Source organism: Actinomadura sp. 7K534, from assembly GCF_004348575.1.
GTDB lineage: Bacteria > Actinomycetota > Actinomycetes > Streptosporangiales > Streptosporangiaceae > Spirillospora > Spirillospora livida.
The window spans coordinates 1-16646 of the sequence record NZ_SMKB01000160.1 but is presented as its reverse complement, the minus strand read 5'-3'; the positions used below and the strand labels follow the sequence as shown (position 1 = coordinate 16646).

Annotated in this window: 19 protein-coding genes and 1 tRNA gene; 13 read left to right on the top strand and 7 right to left on the bottom strand. The window is 71.2% G+C overall.

Going from position 1 to position 16646, the window contains the following annotated elements; genetic code table 11:
* From E1266_RS25940 to E1266_RS25890, 10 genes are all read left to right on the top strand, one after another.
* Positions 1–263: hypothetical protein (locus E1266_RS25940; protein WP_207945917.1), on the top strand; the 263-nt coding region annotated here is incomplete at its 5' end.
* A gap of 154 nt (positions 264–417) precedes the next feature.
* A complete protein-coding gene (locus E1266_RS25935; protein ID WP_131954600.1) occupies positions 418–903 on the top strand; it encodes a tRNA adenosine deaminase-associated protein in 486 nt (161 codons plus the stop codon).
* Between the two features lie 142 nt (positions 904–1045).
* Complete coding sequence (locus tag E1266_RS25930; RefSeq protein ID WP_132051272.1) at positions 1046–1483, top strand: hypothetical protein; 438 nt, start codon at positions 1046–1048, stop codon at positions 1481–1483.
* A 67-nt stretch (positions 1484–1550) separates the two neighbouring features.
* Positions 1551–1988, top strand: a complete 438-nt coding sequence (tadA, locus tag E1266_RS25925; RefSeq protein WP_207945916.1) for a tRNA adenosine(34) deaminase TadA — start codon at positions 1551–1553, stop codon at positions 1986–1988.
* 10 nt (positions 1989–1998) lie between these two features.
* Positions 1999–2086 (top strand) — tRNA-Ser (locus E1266_RS25920).
* A gap of 84 nt (positions 2087–2170) precedes the next feature.
* Complete coding sequence (locus E1266_RS38935; RefSeq protein ID WP_207945915.1) at positions 2171–2365, top strand: hypothetical protein; 195 nt, start codon at positions 2171–2173, stop codon at positions 2363–2365.
* Positions 2355–2522 carry a protein kinase gene (locus E1266_RS38930; protein WP_207945914.1) on the top strand — a complete coding sequence of 56 codons (168 nt, stop codon included), beginning with the start codon at positions 2355–2357 and terminating at the stop codon, positions 2520–2522. Before E1266_RS38935 ends, E1266_RS38930 begins: the two co-directional genes overlap by 11 nt.
* Before the next feature lie 21 nt (positions 2523–2543).
* On the top strand, positions 2544–3941 hold the full coding sequence (locus tag E1266_RS38925; RefSeq protein WP_207945913.1) for a serine/threonine-protein kinase: 1398 nt from the start codon (positions 2544–2546) through the stop codon (positions 3939–3941).
* 332 nt (positions 3942–4273) lie between these two features.
* Positions 4274–5761: an MFS transporter gene (locus E1266_RS25895; protein ID WP_132051268.1), complete on the top strand. Its 1488-nt coding sequence runs from the start codon at positions 4274–4276 to the stop codon at positions 5759–5761.
* On the top strand, positions 5659–6141 hold the full coding sequence (locus tag E1266_RS25890) for a hypothetical protein (RefSeq protein ID WP_132051266.1): 483 nt from the start codon (positions 5659–5661) through the stop codon (positions 6139–6141). The genes E1266_RS25895 and E1266_RS25890 overlap by 103 nt, the downstream gene beginning before the upstream one ends.
* Here E1266_RS25890 and E1266_RS25885 read toward each other — a convergent pair.
* Positions 6053–8029, bottom strand: coding sequence for a tetratricopeptide repeat protein (locus E1266_RS25885; RefSeq protein WP_132051264.1), 1977 nt, complete (start codon positions 8027–8029; stop codon positions 6053–6055). The genes E1266_RS25890 and E1266_RS25885 overlap by 89 nt on opposite strands.
* A complete protein-coding gene (locus tag E1266_RS25880) occupies positions 8016–8228 on the bottom strand; it encodes a hypothetical protein (RefSeq protein ID WP_132051262.1) in 213 nt (70 codons plus the stop codon). Before E1266_RS25880 ends, E1266_RS25885 begins: the two co-directional genes overlap by 14 nt.
* A gap of 184 nt (positions 8229–8412) precedes the next feature.
* Between E1266_RS25880 and fxsT the strand changes: the two genes are divergently transcribed.
* Positions 8413–10926, top strand: a complete 2514-nt coding sequence (fxsT, locus tag E1266_RS25875; protein ID WP_279436347.1) for an FxSxx-COOH system tetratricopeptide repeat protein — start codon at positions 8413–8415, stop codon at positions 10924–10926.
* 8 nt (positions 10927–10934) lie between these two features.
* Here the strand turns inward: fxsT and E1266_RS25870 are convergent, their stop codons facing one another.
* The 5 genes from E1266_RS25870 to E1266_RS25850 form a co-directional block, all read right to left on the bottom strand.
* Positions 10935–12248 (bottom strand): HEXXH motif domain-containing protein, encoded by a 1314-nt coding sequence (locus tag E1266_RS25870; protein ID WP_132051258.1) that lies wholly within the window; start codon positions 12246–12248, stop codon positions 10935–10937.
* Entirely contained in the window at positions 12245–13330 is a 1086-nt protein-coding gene (locus E1266_RS25865; protein WP_243718881.1) for an FxsB family cyclophane-forming radical SAM/SPASM peptide maturase, read from the bottom strand. The genes E1266_RS25870 and E1266_RS25865 overlap by 4 nt, the downstream gene beginning before the upstream one ends.
* Positions 13331–13602: 272 nt before the next feature.
* The gene (locus E1266_RS25860) at positions 13603–14481 is read right to left on the bottom strand and encodes an EamA family transporter (protein ID WP_132051280.1); all 879 of its coding nucleotides are present in this window, start codon (positions 14479–14481) and stop codon (positions 13603–13605) included.
* On the bottom strand, positions 14481–15146 hold the full coding sequence (locus tag E1266_RS25855) for a phenylalanine--tRNA ligase beta subunit-related protein (RefSeq protein WP_132051278.1): 666 nt from the start codon (positions 15144–15146) through the stop codon (positions 14481–14483). The genes E1266_RS25860 and E1266_RS25855 overlap by 1 nt, the downstream gene beginning before the upstream one ends.
* A gap of 16 nt (positions 15147–15162) precedes the next feature.
* Positions 15163–15849, bottom strand: a complete 687-nt coding sequence (locus tag E1266_RS25850; protein WP_243718879.1) for an SDR family NAD(P)-dependent oxidoreductase — start codon at positions 15847–15849, stop codon at positions 15163–15165.
* 76 nt (positions 15850–15925) lie between these two features.
* Here E1266_RS25850 and E1266_RS25845 point away from each other — a divergent pair, with 76 nt between their 5' ends.
* Positions 15926–16291 carry a MerR family transcriptional regulator gene (locus tag E1266_RS25845; RefSeq protein WP_132051254.1) on the top strand — a complete coding sequence of 122 codons (366 nt, stop codon included), beginning with the start codon at positions 15926–15928 and terminating at the stop codon, positions 16289–16291.
* 90 nt (positions 16292–16381) lie between these two features.
* Positions 16382–16646: helix-turn-helix transcriptional regulator (locus tag E1266_RS25840; protein ID WP_132051252.1), on the top strand; the 265-nt coding region annotated here is incomplete at its 3' end.

Below are 16646 nucleotides of genomic sequence, written 5' to 3'. Positions count from 1 at the left end.
CCCCCGAAGCTCCCGCTCCCGCCGCGAACGCGCCCGCCGAGGCCCCGGTGACCGATGTCACAGCCGGGCGGGACGACCGGCCGCGCCCCGGCCCGCAGGGCGACATCTCCCCCGAGCAGGTGCGCGAGCATCTCCGCCGCCGGGCGATCTTCCTGCGCGAACTGGCCGAGGCCCGTGAGCTGCGCCGCCGGGTCACCCCGCACCGGTCGCGGCGCGCCCGCATCCACGCGGCGCTGCGCCGCCGGACCTTCCGCATAAATTGACGCGGATCGAGTAGGTTCCTTCCGCTGGGCACGGGTTCGCGGCGCTGACTCCCGGTCTCACACGCGGGTGCGGCGCCCAGTTTCGCGTTGGTGCACGCTCGGACCGCCGCATCTGGGACCATGCCCTGGCAGGAGACGCGCCGGTGGGGTGGAAATGACGGATGTGGACGCGACGGACTTCGCCGTCGTGGTGTACCGGGAAGACGAGGGCTGGGAGGCCGAGATCCTCCCGGTCGCGTTGACCGAGGACCTCGCGGGGCTGATCCATGCCCTGCGCCAGCAGCCGAGCCTAGGCGGCACGATCGGGCTGGTCTCGGTCGGCGACGACTTCTTCGTGGCGATCCGCCTGCTCGGCGACGACGTGATGGTGTTCCTGTCGGACGTCACGGCCTCGGTCGACTGGCCGCTGGCCGGCCAGGTCCTCGACTACCTGGACATCCCGATCCCCGAGGAGGAGGAACTCGACCAGGTCCTCCCCGTCGGCGACATGTCGATCTTCGCCGACCTCGGGCTGGACGAGATGGAGCTCGGCGCCATCTCCGGCGACCTGGAGCTCTACCCGGACGAGATGCTGCTCAGCATCGCCGGCCGCATCGGCTTCGCCCCCGCCTTCGAGCGCGCCATGGACGCCGTCGCCTGACCTGACCACGCCCTGACCGCGCACCGGACACCGGCGCACCGGACCCCGCGTCCCGATACAACGGGCGGTTTGCCGGGAATCGAACTGATCCGGCGGCGGTAAGGGGTGTGACCGACGCAACCCCGTGGGTCACAATTAGCACGTGACCCAATTCGCCGCCGTGTTCGCGCAGACCCCGCAGGGCTGGGTCGGCATGGAGGCCGCCCTGGCGGAGGCCGAGCACGTCGATGACGTCGCCGACCTGATGCGCGAGGCGGCCGTCGAGACCTACGGCGACCCCGTCGTGCTGCTGATCGAGCAGGACGACGACTGGTTCGCGGTCGTCCGGCTGGACGGCCAGGACGAGCCGCGCGCCTACGTGTCCACCGTCCGCGAGGACGGGCTCGGCGCCCTGTTCCAGCAGCTCGTCGGCGAGGTCCCGGACGGCGACCCCGGCGGCGACCCGGCCCTCCTCGAAGACCTCGGCGTCGACGCCAAGCAGCTCAGCGACCTGGGCGAGAGCGCCCTGCCCGGCGATGCGCTGCTCGCCGTCGCCGAGAACGCCGGCTTCGGCGAGGAGTTCGACCACCTCCGTGACTGACCCCGTGACCGGACCGGGCGGCGGCGGGGCGGCGGGCGACCCGGTGCTCGAAGGGTTCGTCCCGGCGATGCGGCTGGCGCTGGGCGAGGCCCGCAAGGCGTTCGCGGACGGGGAGATCCCGGTCGGGGCGGTCGTCCTGGACGCGTCCGGCGAGGTCGTCGGCACCGGCCGCAACGACCGGGAGCGCTCCGCGGACCCGACCGGGCACGCGGAGATCGTCGCGATGCGGGCGGCCGCGTCCACGCTCGGGGAGTGGCGCCTGTCGGGCTGCACGCTGGTCGTGACCCTGGAGCCGTGCACGATGTGCGCGGGGGCGTCCGTCCAGGCCCGCCTGGCCCGCATCGTCTACGGCGCGGTCGACCTGAAGGCCGGCGCGGTCGGCTCGCTGTGGGACGTCGTACGCGACCGGCGCCTCAACCACAGGCCGGAGGTCGTCGCCGAGGTCCTGGCCGACGAGTGCGGCGCGCTGCTCACCGAGTTCTTCACGCACCGCAGATTCGGGTAGGCTCTCCCGCGGTGGTGTCGCCTAGTGGACGAGGGCGCACGCCTCGAAAGCGTGTGAAGTGCAAGCTTCCGTGGGTTCGAATCCCACCACCACCGCCATTCCGAACCGCCCCGCGCGCGCCGCGGGGCCGGGTCTCCGAGGGCGGAAACGGCCCCTGATCCGGCCGCGCTCGGCTGCCGCCCGTGCGTGAGGATCTTGGGGAACCCCTGGCCGGAAGATACCGGCACCTCACACTGATCGGCCGCGGCGGCATGGGCGCGGTATGGCGCGCCTGGGACTCCGGACTCGACCGCACGGTCGCGGTCAAGGAACTGCGGCTGCCCGAGCACGTCGGAGCGGACGAACGCCGCGTCTTTCTACGCCCGGATGGACCGTGAGGCCCGCGCCGCGGGGCGGCTCCGGCATCCCGGGATCATCACCGTCCACGACCGGGTGTCCGGCGAGGACGGTCGCCCGTGGATCGTGATGGAGTTCGTCGAGGGCGGCTCGCTGCAGGACCTCCTGGCCGACGAGAAGCGCCTGCCGGTCGGCTAGGTCGCCCGGATCGGCGCGCGGATGCTGGCGGCGCTGCGGCTGGCCCACCGGCGCGGCATCGTGCACCGCGATGTCAAGCCCGCCAACGTGCTGCTCGAAGGCGACCGGGTCGTGCTGGCCGACTTCGGCATCGCCGCACTGGACGGCGACGTCACCCTCACCCGGTCCGGCGCCATCATCGGCACCCCGGCGTTCATGGCCCCCGAGCAGGTCCGCGGGAAGGCCGCGACCCCCGAGTCGGACCTGTGGTCGCTGAGCGCCACCCTCTTCGCGGCGGTCGAGGGCGGCCCGCCGTCCACCGGCACCGGCCCCGGCTCGGCCTTCGTCGCCATAGGGACGTCCCCGCGTCCGGTCGCACACGTTCAGGCACCGCCACCCGGGCCCCCGCCGCAACCCGCGCCGGCGGGGAACTGGGCGGGCCCCACACGGCGGGGAGCGGCATGGCCGCCCGCGCGGCCGAGCCTCCCGCTCCTCATCGGCACCCTGGCCGCCGCGTCCGCATTGCTCCTCGTAACCGGCGCGGCGGTTTTCTGGCCGGACGGCGGCAACGCCCCGGCCGCCGAGACATCCGGCTCCAGGCCGGCCAGCACCCCGCCTGCTCCGCCGACTCCCGGTCCGGTGAGCACGGCCAAGGCGGACCGCACTCTCAAGACCCCCGACTGGGCGCGCTCCGTGTCGTTCAGTCCGGATGGGCAGGCACTGGCCGCCGGGCTTGAGGGAGGCTCCATCAGGCTGTGGAACATGCCCGGCGGCGATGTCGAAGCAACGATCAAGGTCGATGCGCGCTCGGTTCCCCTGGTGGCGTTCAGGAAGAACGGGAAAAGCCTGATCAGCGGCCAGTGGGACGGCTCGGTGCGGCTCTGGAACGTGGCATCCCGAAGTTCCTCGATCATCGTGCCCGCCCCCGACTGCTCCGGCGGGGTCGCGGTGAGCCCCGACGGGGCCATGGTCGCCCGGAGCGAAGGCAAGAAGATCCGGCTCTCAGACGTGGCCGAGAAGCGCACCGCCCGCTTCCTGAGCGGCCACATCGAGTCCGTCGGTTCCGTCGCGTTCAGCCAGGACGGCAAGCTTCTGGCCAGTTCCAGCACCCTCAGTGACACCGTGCGGATCTGGGACGTGGCGTCAGGCCGCAGCCTCCGGGACATCCCCAGCGAGCCACTCGCCATCTTCGCCGACGACCTGGCCTTCACCCCGGACGGCAGGACCCTGGCCAAGAGCAATGACGACAACAGCATCCAGCTCTGGGGACGTCGTCAGCGGCAAGCCGACCGCAACCCTCACCAACGAGGAGGACGACAGCTACTTCTCCCTGGCCTTCAGCCCAGACGGGAAGTCCCTCGCCGCCAGCACCGGCGAGAACGGTATCCAGCTGTGGGACGTCCCAAGCGTCCGCGTAACCACGATCCTGTCCAGCCATGAATCCATGAATCCACGGTCGGCGGACTCGTCTTCAGCTCAGACGGCAGAACCCTGGCCAGCGCCGGCACCGACAAAACCGTCCGCCTATGGCACGTCCCCTGACGGCCCCGTTCAACCAAGACGAGGCTCGGCGATGTCCGCAGTGGCGGCACCCGGTATGTCGGGTCGGCCCGTCCCGGCACCTTTGAACAAGCTGTTGCCGGGACCACATCAACCGGTGGGCCCGAAAGTGCGTCACCCTTAGTGGAGGCGCCACTAGGATCCAGGAATTCCACGAGGGAGTCTCGGTTTCGGTCCCTCCGTAAGGGCACATAGGCGGTGGGAGCCGAGCGATGGATGACACGTCCCCGAACGGCAATGCGAAGTTGGGCCGCAACTTCGCGCTGCTGTGGTCGGGATCGGCCATCTCGCTGGCGGGGGCGGTCAACACCACGGTCGCGGTACCCCTGATCGCTCTCTCGCTCACCGGCTCGCCCTTCTACGCCGGCCTCGCCGGCTTCGCCGGAGCGGTCGCCAGGCTGCTGATGCAGGTGCCCGCCGGATTCATCGCCGATCGCGTGGACCGGCGCGCCGTCATGGTGGTCGCGCAATGCGTGCGCTTATGCGTGGCCCTCGGGCTGGGCGTGGCGCTGTGGTTGGGAATCTGCGACATTTGGCTGCTCATCGCCGGCGTCGCGCTGGAGGGGATCTTCGCCGCGTGCTTTGAGATCACCGAGTTCTCGGTCGTCCCCCAGCTCGTGTGGCCGCAGCAGTTGAAGGCCGCCGTCGCGCGCAACGAGGGACGCAACTTCCTCGCGACACTGAGCGGCCGGCCGCTGGGCGGGGCGCTCTACGCCGTGGGTGCGGGCTTCCCCTTTCTGATCGCCGCGGGAGGAACCGCGGTCTCGGTGGCGCTCATCGCGTGCCTCGGGCGCGGCAGGTCCTGGATCGCCTTCCACCGGCGGGCCAAGCGGGAAAGCCTGCGTCGGCAGGCAAGAGAAGGCTGGGAGTACCTGAGCGGGGACCTGCTGCTCCGCCGCACAGTGGTGATCTGCTCGACGACGAACTTCCTGTTCCAGATCGTCGGGCTCAACCTCGTCGTCCTGGCCGAGGCGCACGGCCTGTCCCCCGTCCACATCGGTGTGCTGCTCGCGGCGTCCGGGGCGGGCGGCCTGCTCGGCGCCTGGCTCGCCCCCAGGATCCTCGACATGGCCGGGGAACCGGGACGCACCGTCAAGTACTGCATGCTGAGCTGGTGCGCGGCACTGGGGCTGATCATCTTCGACGTCCCGGTCTGCTGGCTGGTCGCCTGGGCGCTGGTGGGCTTCACCGGTTCGCACATGAACGTGATGATGAAACGGCACCAGGCCGCCGTGGTCGGGCCCGAACGGCTCGGCGTGGTCACCGGTTTCACCCAGTTCCTCACCCAGGGGGTCGTCACACCGGTCGCCCTGCTGGCGGGCGGTGTCATGATCGCCTTCTTCGGACCCGCCGCGATCGCCGCGGGCACGGCGGTCCTCGCCGCGGTGCTGACGGTGCTGATACGTCTGCGCGGCTGGCACACCCTGCGTTGGGAGGACCTCACGCCAGGGCGGGATCAGCCGGTCGGAGAACGGCCACATGCGGAGCCCGCCGTTCCGTTGTCCGGGCCGGAACCGGATGTCAGTATCGGTGAGTGGTCGTCTGGATCGGGCTTGTCACCTCTGTCATCACTGGGGCGAGTGCTGTTCTCGCGGTCTTGGCGACCCAGTCGGCCCAGACCAGGCGCGAACTCGCCGCACGCGCCGAAGAGCGGGCCGAAGCGGCAGCTCGTGAGCGCGGGGAATGTCATCGAGGACTGAGCGAGTCGACCGCGAAGCTCCGCACCCACCTGGAGTTCATCGGCAGGAAGCGCTGGCCGGACATGGACGAGCGCCTGGCGCGGCTCGAAGAGCTCGCCGCCGAGGTCGCCGTCGGCGCCGGCTCGATCGCCCGGCTCGGTGAGGACGAGGTGACCCGCGCCGCGCGGGAGGTCTCCGCGGTCGCCACCGCCCTGGCCGCCGAGGTCGCCGCGGCGGTGGGGCCGGCGGGCGAGTACCGGGACAGGATCGACTTCCAGAAGTTCGACGCCACGTTCGACGCCTTCCTCGCCCTCACCGGCCCCGGAGGGGCGCCGCGCGATCCTGCAGCCGTCGAGCCTGCTTCTCCTGCTCGGGGGAGAGCGGTGGGCGATTCGCGCTGATGGCCCGTCCCGCCAGCGTCGCGGCCGCCTCGGGTGCACCGCTCAACGACTCCACGCGGGCGGCGAGAAGGAGGGCCGGTCCGTGGAACGGCGCGGCGGTGACGATCGCGTCGAGCTCGGTGGCCGCGTCCTCGGGGTGAAGCCGTCCCAGGGTCGCCAGGGCGAACGCGTACGCCGCCCGGCTCCCGGGCCATGCGCTCGTGCTGACCCGGCGCAGGTCCCGCAGGGCGTCCTCCGCATGCTCCAGTTCGGCGTGGAACTCGCCGCGCGCCCGCAGCGCTCCCGGCTGGTCCCCCTGGTTGCGCAGGACGCCGTTGATCTCGGTCATCGCCTGCTTGCGGTGATCGGTCCGCCAGAGGAGCCGGGCCAGTTCGGTGCCTACCGCGGGATCGCGCGGCAGCAGCCCGCGCGCCTCCTCCAGGGCCCGGACCGCCTGGGTGAACTCGTTCCGCTCGGCGTGCGCCTGGCCGATGGCGGCGAACATCTGGGCCGCGGCCTTCGGCCTGCCCATGTCCGCGTGCCGCCGCAGGGCCTGCCAGTACCAGGAGAGCGCCTCGCCGAGGTGCTCGCGAATGCGGTCGTCGGGAGCGACCGATCCGGACCGGACGGCCAGCGCCCATTCGTCGCGGGCACGTTCGAACCGCAGGTCGCCGAGCAGCGCCGACGCCTCGTCGAGGGATTCGGGCCCGGCGAGGCGTAACGTCCGGTCCGCCAGTCGGCGGGCGGTGTCGAGGTCCCCGGCGAGCAGCGCCGACGCCGCCGCCTCGATGTGCGGTACCGCGCCGGCGCGTTCGGTCCGCTCCAGGGACGGGCCGCCGAGCGCCTCGCGGAATCCGTCGTGCAGGAGCCGGACGCCTTCGTCCGGCACCGAGCGCAGCAGATGTTCGTTCTCCAGGACGTTCACGATGTGGTTGCTCATGCCGGCCGTCTCCTGCGGGCCCGGCTTGGCGGGGTGCCCGTCGGCGAACGCCGCGTGCGCCCAGGCGCGCAGCTCTTCCGGGCTGCGCCCGGACGACGCCCCGACGTCGGCCAGCACGGCCCGGGTGAACTCCGCGAGGGCATGCGGTACGTCGGCCGCCCAGAAGATCTCCTCGGGGCCGATGACCTGCTGGGCCGGGGGCAGCTTCGCCCAGAGGCGGGTGCAGACCGCCTGGAGCGCGACAGGCTCGATGGCGTCGCCGCCCAGTTCGTCGACGAGCTGGGCGGCGGCCTGCGGGGTGAATCTCCGGCTCGTCTGTTCGAGCGGCCGGGTGATCGCGTCGGCCGCGGCCTCGGTGCTCAGCGGGCCCAGCGTCAGCCGGGCCGCCCGGTCGAACGGCGGACCGTACTTCAGCAGGTCGTCACCGTGGCTGGTGCGGACGACGATGAGCAGCCTCAGCTCGGAATGGCGGTCGAGGGCGTCGGCGAGCTCCCCCATGAACGGTTCCCGGTACAGCGCCCGGTAGGGCCCGCCCTGGAAGAAGTCCTCGAACTGGTCGATGGCGACGAGGAGCGGACCACCGGCGCGGCGGAGTCTCCTGCCCACGAAGTCGGTGAAGCCCGTCCCGGCCAGCGAGGCCGCCGTTTCGTGCGGGGCGAGGGACGCCAGCAGGGCCGACGTCCACGGGTTGTGACCGGACGGAAGCGCGGCGATCGGCGGGGGGCCGGGCCGGTGAAGCCGGCCCACCTGGGCGTACGGCAGCCCGGTCAGCACGCCCGCCTGCAGCAGCGAGGTCTTCCCGCAGCCGGTGTCCCCGGTCAGGACGGTCAGCGGACGCTGCGACCAGAGCCGCCCGAGTTCCCGCGACTCGGCGCCGCGGCCGAAGAAGTGCCCGGCGTCCGCTGGCCGGAAGGGGACATTCCCGCGAAAGGGATGGTATTCCAGCCCGGTGGCGTCATGAAAGATCATCGGACGGCTCGGCCTTGCCGGACGAGGCCGAACCCACATACGAGTTGAACCGGGAGACGGCGACCGCCGGTTTCGGGTCGGCCATTATCCTGCGCAATGCGTGGAACAGGGCGGAATCGTCGCAGCTCTCCAGTGCCTTGAGATCCATCTTCGGCAGGCCGATCAACCCGGTCTGATGCAGGGAGGTCTGTTCGTTCATGGCATGCGCTCCCGACGGGAAAGATCGGTGTCCGACTGCAACTATAGGCAGCCTCGCGACACCTGTCGAGGATCCATGTAGATCCACTCTGCTGACCTTCCATCGATAATGGTGGCGGGGTTAGGCGATGGTTGCATAATGGTCAGGAGTCGATACTTACAGGTCTTTCAGCCGGGAGGCGTCCGTGACCTCGCCTGAGATATCCGGTCCGGCACCCCGTGTCTGGGGCAGCTGGATTCCCCTGCGCAACGGGAATTTCACCGGTCGTGAGGAATCCTTGCGGACACTCCGCGAGCAGATGTCCCACGGCCCCACGGCCGTGCTTCCGCACACGCTGCGGGGCATGGGCGGCGTCGGCAAGACCCAGCTCGTGATCGAATACGCGCACCGCTTCAAGGCCGACTACGACCTGGTGTGGTGGATCGCCTCCGACACTCCCCTGCTCATCCCCGGGTACATGGGCGCGATGGCGGAGAAGATCGGCCTGCCGTCCGCGAAGTCGGTGGGCATCGATGAGGCGTGCCGGTCGGTCCTGGACGCGCTGCGCCGCGGCGAACCCCACGCACGCTGGCTGCTGATCTTCGACAATGCCAATACGGCCGACGACGTCAAGGCCATGATCCCGGCCAGCCGGCCGCCCCAGGGGCACGTGCTCATCACCTCGCGGAACGCGCGTTGGGAAGGTGTGGCCAACACACTGGTCATCGACGTCTTCGACCGCGAGGAAAGCATCGATTTCCTCCGCAGGCGCGCTCGTGAGATCACTCCCGCGGAGGCAGGGGAACTCGCCGAGGAACTCGGTGACCTACCGCTGGCTCTGGAGCAGGCCGGAGCCCTCCAGACGGAAACCGGAATGTCGTCCGAAGAATATCTCGAACTGCTGCGGCAGCAGCCGCTCGAGATATTGGACGCGAACCAGCCGATGGAGTACCCCGGCTCGATGACGGCGGCCTGGAGGCTGTCGATCAACGCGCTCGAGGACGAGTTGCCCGAAGCCATGCAGCTCCTGCGGTGCACCGCCTTCTTCGGCCCCGAGCCCATTCCCATCGACATCTTCCGCTGGGGCGGTGTTGAGGCCGGACCGATAATGACGCCGATACTGCGCGATCCGATCCTCCGGACCCGCGCCATCGCGCTCATTCACAATCTCGCACTCGGAAAGATCGACGACCGGGCGATGCTGGTGCACCGGCTGGTCCAGCGGCTACTGCGGGCCGACCTCGGCGAGGAGCAGCAGGCCGATTTCCGGAACGAGGCGCAACTGCTCCTGGGGGCCGCGACACAGCTCAACCCGGACGAGGAGACCAACTGGGGCATCTTCAGCCGGTTCGTCCCCCACCTCGAGCCGGTGGGGGCCGTCGAGAGCACCGAACCCAGATTGCGCGAAGTCGCCCTGAAGGTCCTGCGGTACCTCTACCTCATCGGCCACACCGAGTCCGCCCGCACCTTCGCGACCCGCTTCCGGGACACGTGGGGCGCGGCCTCCGGCGGGGAGGACCGCCACACGCTGAACGCCGAACGGCACCTGGCGGACATCCTCCGGCAGGCGGGCCGGTTCCGCGCGGCGTTCGATCTCAACAAGGCGACCTTGGAGCGGGCCCGCCGGACGCTTCCGGACGGCGACGAGCTGGTGCTGGAGATCGTCAACTCGTTCGGCGCCGACCACCGGGCACTGGGCCTGTTCCGTGAGGCCGTCGCGCACGACGAGCTGTCCCGCAAGCAGCACCTCGACAAGTACGGTTCCGACGATCCGCGAACCCTGCGCACCATGAACAACCTCGCCCTCGACTACGCGCTGGTGAGCGAGTACCAACGGGCCGTCGAGATGCACACGGCGGTGATGGACGGCCGGAGCCGGCCCGGCGTCGGGAGCAAGCTCGAATACCTCTCCTCGCTGGGCAACCTGGGCCAGGCCGCCAGGTTGAGCGGGGACTACGCGGCGGCCCGAGCGCTGGGTGCCGACGCCCTGGACTACGGCCGGACCGAGTTCGGGGGTGCGCACACCAGCACCCTCTCGGCGGGTGTCGACCTGTCCATCGCCGAACGGCTGCTCGGCCGGCTCGCCAAGGCGCTGGAACTGGCCAGGGACATGTACGACCTGTACGAGTCCACCCTGACCCCGGGCCATCCGGAGACGCTTGCCGCAGGGCTCTGCCTGGCCAACGCGCTGCGCACCAACGATGAGCATGACGAGGCGTACGACCTCACCCGTAACGTCATCGAGCGGCTGCCCCGCATCTACGGGAGCGACCATCCGTTCACGCTCGCCGCCCGGGGCAACCTTGCGTTGCTCGAACGGACCCGCGGCCATCCGGAGCGCGCCCGCGACATCAACCGCGATGTGCTGGACAAGCTCGACACGCGGCTCGGCCGGCTGCACGACTACTCGCTGACGGTCGCCCTCAACCTCTCCAACGACCTTCATGAGCTGGAGGAGTTCGAGGCGGCCCTGGAGCTGGACCGGCAGACGGCCCCGCAAGCCGAGGAACTGCTGGGTGCCCGGCATCCGCTGACCCTCGGCTGCTACGCGAACCTCGCCGCGAGCCTGCGCTCGGTCGGCAAGACCGACGAGGCCGCCCGGCTGCTGGAGGACACCCTCGCCGGCTACTACGCGACGCTCACCGCGCGCCACCCCGACACCGTTCTGGCCCGCGCGGGCGGCCGCCTCGACTTCGACTTCGACCAGCCGCGCATCTAACCCAGCGGTCAGGCGAACTCGGCGTTGCGGGCGTGCCAGGCCCGCCGGTGCCGCGCGGCCGCGCGGCGGGCGGCGGCGGCCGGACCGGCGGGTACCGGCTCGGCCGCCCAGCCCTCCAGCGTCTTGAGCATCACCGAGACGAAGATCCGGCCCGCAGGGTTCAGCTCCCCGCTGTCGAGCAGGGTCGCCGCCGCCGATTCCGCCGCCTGCCGCCACCGGGCGAACTCGAAATGGGCGCGGTCGGCGTCACCCCCGTCCAGGGCGCGCTGGCGCCGCCAGAAGTCGCTGACGCCCATGAACGCGTAGCTGCCCTGGAGCAGGCCCTCGACCGGACGGGGGTCGTCCCGCCATGGCGCGTAGTACCGCCTGCCCCGGTCGGGCCCGGCCAGCCGCGTGACGTCGAGAATCGCTCCCAGCTTGACGTGCTGGACCTCATGGGTGAGCGCGAGCGCGTTCGTCCGGGCGTCGGTGCTGAAGGACATCGCGACGCACCCGAAGGTCTCCCGTGAGCTTGCGCTGCGCGTCGCCGACGGAGGGGACCTCAAGGGCGTCAGCGTTCCGATCAGTGCCCGGACCTCGTCGGCTCGGAGGGGGTGGTGTGCGGTCAGCAGGCCCCACGCGTCGCTCATGGCCGTTCGCCAGTCGCGCATGGCCTCGGCGCACACGCGGTCGGTCAGTTCCTCACCCGGCATGCGCGTCGGGTGCAGGTCGTCGAAGAGGAACGTTGTGCCGTTCAGGGAGATCGGCCGTATCGCCTGCCAGCCCGACCCGTCGTCCACGGGCTCGCGGGGTATCACGATGCGCTGTTCCCCCACGTCGATGACGGCACGGCCGGACTGGACGGTGAAGCGCGCGAGCTGCTCGCGCTCGGGTCGCGCGGTGCTTCCCACGGTGGGCAGTACCACCCGGCCGTGGAAGGTCGGCACGTCCAGCCGGCAGGGCCATCCCGTCCGCGCGGCCACGGCGGCGGCCAGCGCCGCCATCTGGCCGGGACGTGCCGCCGCGTCGCCCGCATGCAGGTCGCGGACGGTCTGCAGGGACCATGCGGCGACGGCGGGGCTGGACACCACGTCCTCGACGACGTCCGGGTGAACGCGCCGCAGGGCGAGCAGCCGGCCGAGCGCCCGGGTCGTCAGTTCGGTCTCCGGGTGGGCGGTGCTGCGCGCGAGCCGTTCCACACCGCCCAGTAATGCCGCCTGCTTACTGCGCTGGGCGAGGACCAGCTCACGGAGAATCGGCGGAGTCGAGCCGCCCGTGGCCAGCAGCATCAGGCTTTCCTCGGACAACTCGTGATAAGGCCGGTCGTGATAGGGGACGCTCATCGAAGCGACTCCAGATCACTGGCCATCGTCCGCTGTATATGCTCGATCAGCGCGAACAGGTCCACACAGTAAACGGATCGGTTCCGGAAACCGCTCTCCTTTTGATAGCGATGTACGTAGAGCCCGCCGCCGCATACCCGCATCACCGGGCAGGCGCGGCATTCGGCACCCAGTGCATCGGCGCCGATCTGCCGGGCGGCGATTTCCGGCAGCGCGAGGGCCCGGTCGAAAGTGTCGGTGCGCACGTGCAGCCCCGTCACGGGAGCACCCGCGTAGGCGGCCTTGAGCAGGTCCGACTGCTCGATCGATCCGTCGGTCTCGACGACCAGGACGGCGCTGGGGGACAGCCCAACCGCCTCGATCGCCGAGGCCCCGCCGAGCAGCAGATGCATGATCTCGCCGAAGAGCCGCACGGACGTCGCGGGCCTCCGGTACCAGTGATCGAAGATCTCGATCAGCCAGTCGGCGTAGGGCGTCGACGCGTCGGGCGGCCGGCCCGGCGGCGGGTCGGACCAGGTGCCGTGGGGCAGCAGGAAGTCCACGACGGGCGGCTCGAACTCCAGCAGTGCCGTATAGGTCTCGAGGGGATGATTGCGCAGGTCGATGGTGCTGAGCAGGCCGCCGAACAGGTGCCGGTGGCCGCCGGTCAGGCGGCGCAGCGCCCTGACGACCGGCGCGTGGCTGGACCGTCCGTCGCGGAAGGTGCGGTGCCGGTCGTTGGCCGCGGCGTCCCCGTCCAGGCTCACCCCGATCCGGACGTCCAGGGAGTCGAGGACGGCCAGCATGTCATCCGTGAGGCGCAGGCCATTGGTCTGGATGCCCGCGTCCACCCGGCAGCCGGCCGCGGCGCGGACCGACTCGACCAGCCTCCGGATCCGGGCCGGCCCCGCCAGCAGCGGCTCACCTCCGTGCAGGACGAGCTCGATGGATTCGAGCCGGTGCGCCGCCACGTGCTCGGCGATCCGGAATGCCGCCTGCTCGATGGTCTCTTCCGACATCACCGCCGGTTGCCCGTGCCATCGGGAGTCATTCAGCTCGTACATGTAGCAGTAGCGGCATGCCAGATCGCATCTGCTGTGCACCTTGAGGATGAAAGTCTGGAACGGCGTCGGCCGCCATCCGGACGCCGCGAGCCGCCCGACGTCGAGAGTCGCCGGCCAATGCGCGTCCGGAGGAACCGCTGTGATATCCACTTCCACCGCTCAAAGGCGTCAGGTCGTCACGCGACGTTGCGCTCGATCATAGTTCTTGACTGAGCGAACGATCCCGAAACCCGGTCTACGCGGCGGGGTAAGGGCCGGTTGAGGCCAGGAATGACCGTCTTCTATTTCCGGTCCTTACTGAGGCGGTGGCGTCAGCCGACCGTTACGAGGGCTACGCCGGCTACGGCTATTGCCATGCCGAGGCGTTGGACGGCGCGGAGGCGTTCGGTGTAGGCGACTCTCGCCAGGAGGACGGTGACCGCCGGGTAGAGGGACGTGAGGACGGCGGCGAGGCTGAGCATGCCCTTGTGGGCGGCCAGGAAGTAGAGGACGTTCGCGCCCGCGTCGAGGGTGCCGGACAGCAGGGCCAGTCCGATCAGCGTGCGTCCGGACAGGCGGGGGCCGAGGTCGCCGCCGCGGAGGGCCAGGGCCAGGAGCGCGGCGGCGACGATGACCACGTTGCCTACGCGGGCGCCGACGATCGGCCAGAGGCCGCTGCCGTCGCCCGCGGTCTTCAGCAGGACGAAGAAGACGCCGAAGCAGGTGCCGGACAGCCCCGCCATGAGCGGGCCCGAGTCGAGGTGGCGCCGCCAGCCGGGCGCGGTGGCCGCCGCGGTGCCCTCGTCGCCGGCCTCCATGCTGACCAGGGCGATCGCGACGAGGCACAGCAGGACGCCGGCGGCCACGGACACGTCCAGCCGCTCGCCCCGGGTGATGCCCACGGCCACCGGCAGGACCGCGGCGGCGAGCGCGGACACCGGCGCCACCACGTTCATCGGCCCCCGCGCGAGCGCCCGGTAGAAGGCGATCAGGCCCGCCCCGCCGGCCAGGCCCGCCGTGAAGCCCCAGGCGATCGGGCCGGGGGCGGCGCCGCCGCCGGCGAGCAGCGCGGACACCAGGATGATCACGAAGCCGACGGGGACGCACCAGGTCAGGGTGCGCAGGGCCGTCGACCGGCGCGTCACGGCGCCGCCCAGGAAGTCGGCCACGCCGTAGGCGAGGGCCGCGCTGAGGGCGAGGACCGTGACCATCACCGCCCGCCGATCAGCCGGCTCGCGACGTGCGCGTCCGGGGCGATCTGGCGGAGCATGGCGGCCAGCCGGTCGCCCGCCTCGGCGAGCCGGTCGAGCGGGTAGGGCTCCAGGCGTTCGAGCAGGAAGAGGCCGTTCTTCGTGTGCTCGGTCAGGCGGGTCCGGACGCATTGCCGCCAGTTCCAGCGGCGGCAGGTGACGCCCGCGTCGTCGCGCCAGACGACCTCCCCTGCGGCGGGGTGCTCGACGGCGGGCTCCCCGCCCGCGACCACGTCGAACGGCTCGTCGCCGGTGGCCCTGACCAGGCGCGCGGCGCCCTGGTAGGCGTCGAGGTCCTCGCCGCCGATCGGCAGCGCGTACTCGACGCTGACGGCGTTGTAGGCGTCCACGACCCTGTTGATGGAGGGGAGGGCGTCGGCCCGGCGGAGGAGCGCGTCGACGGAGGGGCGGGTGCGCTGCGGCTTGGAGCCGAAGGCCCGGTAGGCGTCGCGCCATGCCTCCACGTGCGGGTCGCCGGCGTCCGCCTTCCCGGCCGCCTCGGCCAGCCAGCCCCGCGACTCCGCGTCGCCGGGCCCGTTGACCAGCCCTTCGGCGGTCATCACGAGCACGGCGAAATCGGGACGCAGCTCCCGGACGGCCTCGTCGACCTCGATCCGCTCCAGCATCTCCACCCTCCGACGGTCACTTTAATGACATGTGGAGATCAGTATAACGACCACGACCGCTCACGAGCACCTCGCGGACCCACCGGTCCCGCGGCTGGACGTGCAGCCTCCAGTAGCGCTCGGCGATGTCGTCCGGATCGAAGTCCGTGCCGGGAGCGACCGGGCCGGCCACGGTGACGCTCGCCACGTGCACGCCGGACGGCCCGTACTCCTGGTCGAGCAGCTCCGCGAGGGTCCGCACCCCCGCCTTGCCGAGCGAGAGGCTCACGTAACGCCGCTTCGGCTCGGGCATCCCCCCGGTCATGATGAACGAGCCGCCGCCGCGCCGCGCCATCGCCGGTGCGAGATGGGCGGCGGCGGTCAGCGCTCCGAGCACGTTCACCGACCACGCGTCCAGGTGGGCGCGGACCGGCAGCTCGCCGGGCGCGTCCGCCTGGATCTTCGCCGCGTTGTACACGACGGCGTCCGGTGGGCCTAGTTCGGCGGTCACCTCGTCCAGGACGGCGCGCAGGGCGTCCTCGTCGGTGCTGTCGGCCACCCGGGTCATGACGCGGGCGTCCCGCGGCTCGATGCTCCCGGCCGTCTCCTTCAACGTGCGCTCCCCGCGCGCGATGAGGGCGACCGGCATCCCCTCCCGCGCGAACCGGCGGGCCACGGCGCCGCCGATCCCCGGTCCCGCGCCGATGATCATTGCTCCGCTCATCAGAACCTCCTGCTGGTCGGCGACAATGGGACGGTAAAGCGTGACATCCATGTGAAGGTCAACCCCGGAGGACGCGATGCGGATCGGTGAGCTGGCCGGCGAGACCGGGGTGAGCCGGCGGCTGCTGCGCTACTACGAGGAGCAGGGGCTGCTCAAGCCCGTCCGGCGCCCGAACGGCTACCGGGAGTACACCCCGTCGGACGTCACCGCGGTCCGCCACATCCGCGCGCTGCTCGCGGCCGGCTTCCCCACGGCGGTGATCGCCCGGCTGCTGCACTGCGTGCACGACGTGGACGGCCGGGTGGTGCCGTCGCCCTGCCCGGCCATGGTCAGCGAACTGCGCCGCGAGCGCGATCGCGTGACCGAGGCCCTCGACCGCTTGGAGGCGTCCCGGCACGTGCTCGACTCGATGCTCACGTCCGTCCTCAGCCGGAGCGCCTGACATCGAGGGAGGCCGTCGAGGGCTCCGGGGGGCTGATACGGGCCTGCGGGACACTGATCACGTGGTGGGACCGGGATGGCTGGAGGACGATTGAGCGAGCAGGGCGCGATCGGGGAGGCCGTGGCGCGGACCGTCCGGGCCCTCCGGGCCGGGCACGGGTGGAGCCTGGACGAGCTGGCGGGGCGCGCCGGGGTGAGCAAGGGCGTCCTGGTGGGGCTGGAGCAGGGGCGCGGCAACCCGAACCTGGGGACGCTCATCCGCATCTCGGACGCGCTGGGCGTGCCGCTGACACGGCTGGTGCAGGTCGAGGAGGAGCCGCCGGTGCGGATGTTCCGGCCGGAGCGGCACGTGGTGC

Coding starts and splice junctions, on each gene's coding strand:
- E1266_RS25855 (WP_132051278.1), bottom strand. CDS start 15,146: ATGCTGGAGCGGATCGAGGTCGACGAGGCCGTCCGGGAGCTGCGTCCC.
- E1266_RS38925 (WP_207945913.1), top strand. CDS start 2,544: ATGCTGGCGGCGCTGCGGCTGGCCCACCGGCGCGGCATCGTGCACCGC.
- E1266_RS38930 (WP_207945914.1), top strand. CDS start 2,355: ATGGACCGTGAGGCCCGCGCCGCGGGGCGGCTCCGGCATCCCGGGATC.
- E1266_RS25885 (WP_132051264.1), bottom strand. CDS start 8,029: ATGATCTTTCATGACGCCACCGGGCTGGAATACCATCCCTTTCGCGGG.
- E1266_RS25895 (WP_132051268.1), top strand. CDS start 4,274: ATGGATGACACGTCCCCGAACGGCAATGCGAAGTTGGGCCGCAACTTC.
- E1266_RS25860 (WP_132051280.1), bottom strand. CDS start 14,481: ATGGTCACGGTCCTCGCCCTCAGCGCGGCCCTCGCCTACGGCGTGGCC.
- E1266_RS25880 (WP_132051262.1), bottom strand. CDS start 8,228: ATGAACGAACAGACCTCCCTGCATCAGACCGGGTTGATCGGCCTGCCG.
- E1266_RS25870 (WP_132051258.1), bottom strand. CDS start 12,248: ATGAGCGTCCCCTATCACGACCGGCCTTATCACGAGTTGTCCGAGGAA.
- E1266_RS25850 (WP_243718879.1), bottom strand. CDS start 15,849: ATGAGCGGAGCAATGATCATCGGCGCGGGACCGGGGATCGGCGGCGCC.
- E1266_RS25935 (WP_131954600.1), top strand. CDS start 418: ATGACGGATGTGGACGCGACGGACTTCGCCGTCGTGGTGTACCGGGAA.
- E1266_RS25845 (WP_132051254.1), top strand. CDS start 15,926: ATGCGGATCGGTGAGCTGGCCGGCGAGACCGGGGTGAGCCGGCGGCTG.
- tadA (WP_207945916.1), top strand. CDS start 1,551: ATGCGGCTGGCGCTGGGCGAGGCCCGCAAGGCGTTCGCGGACGGGGAG.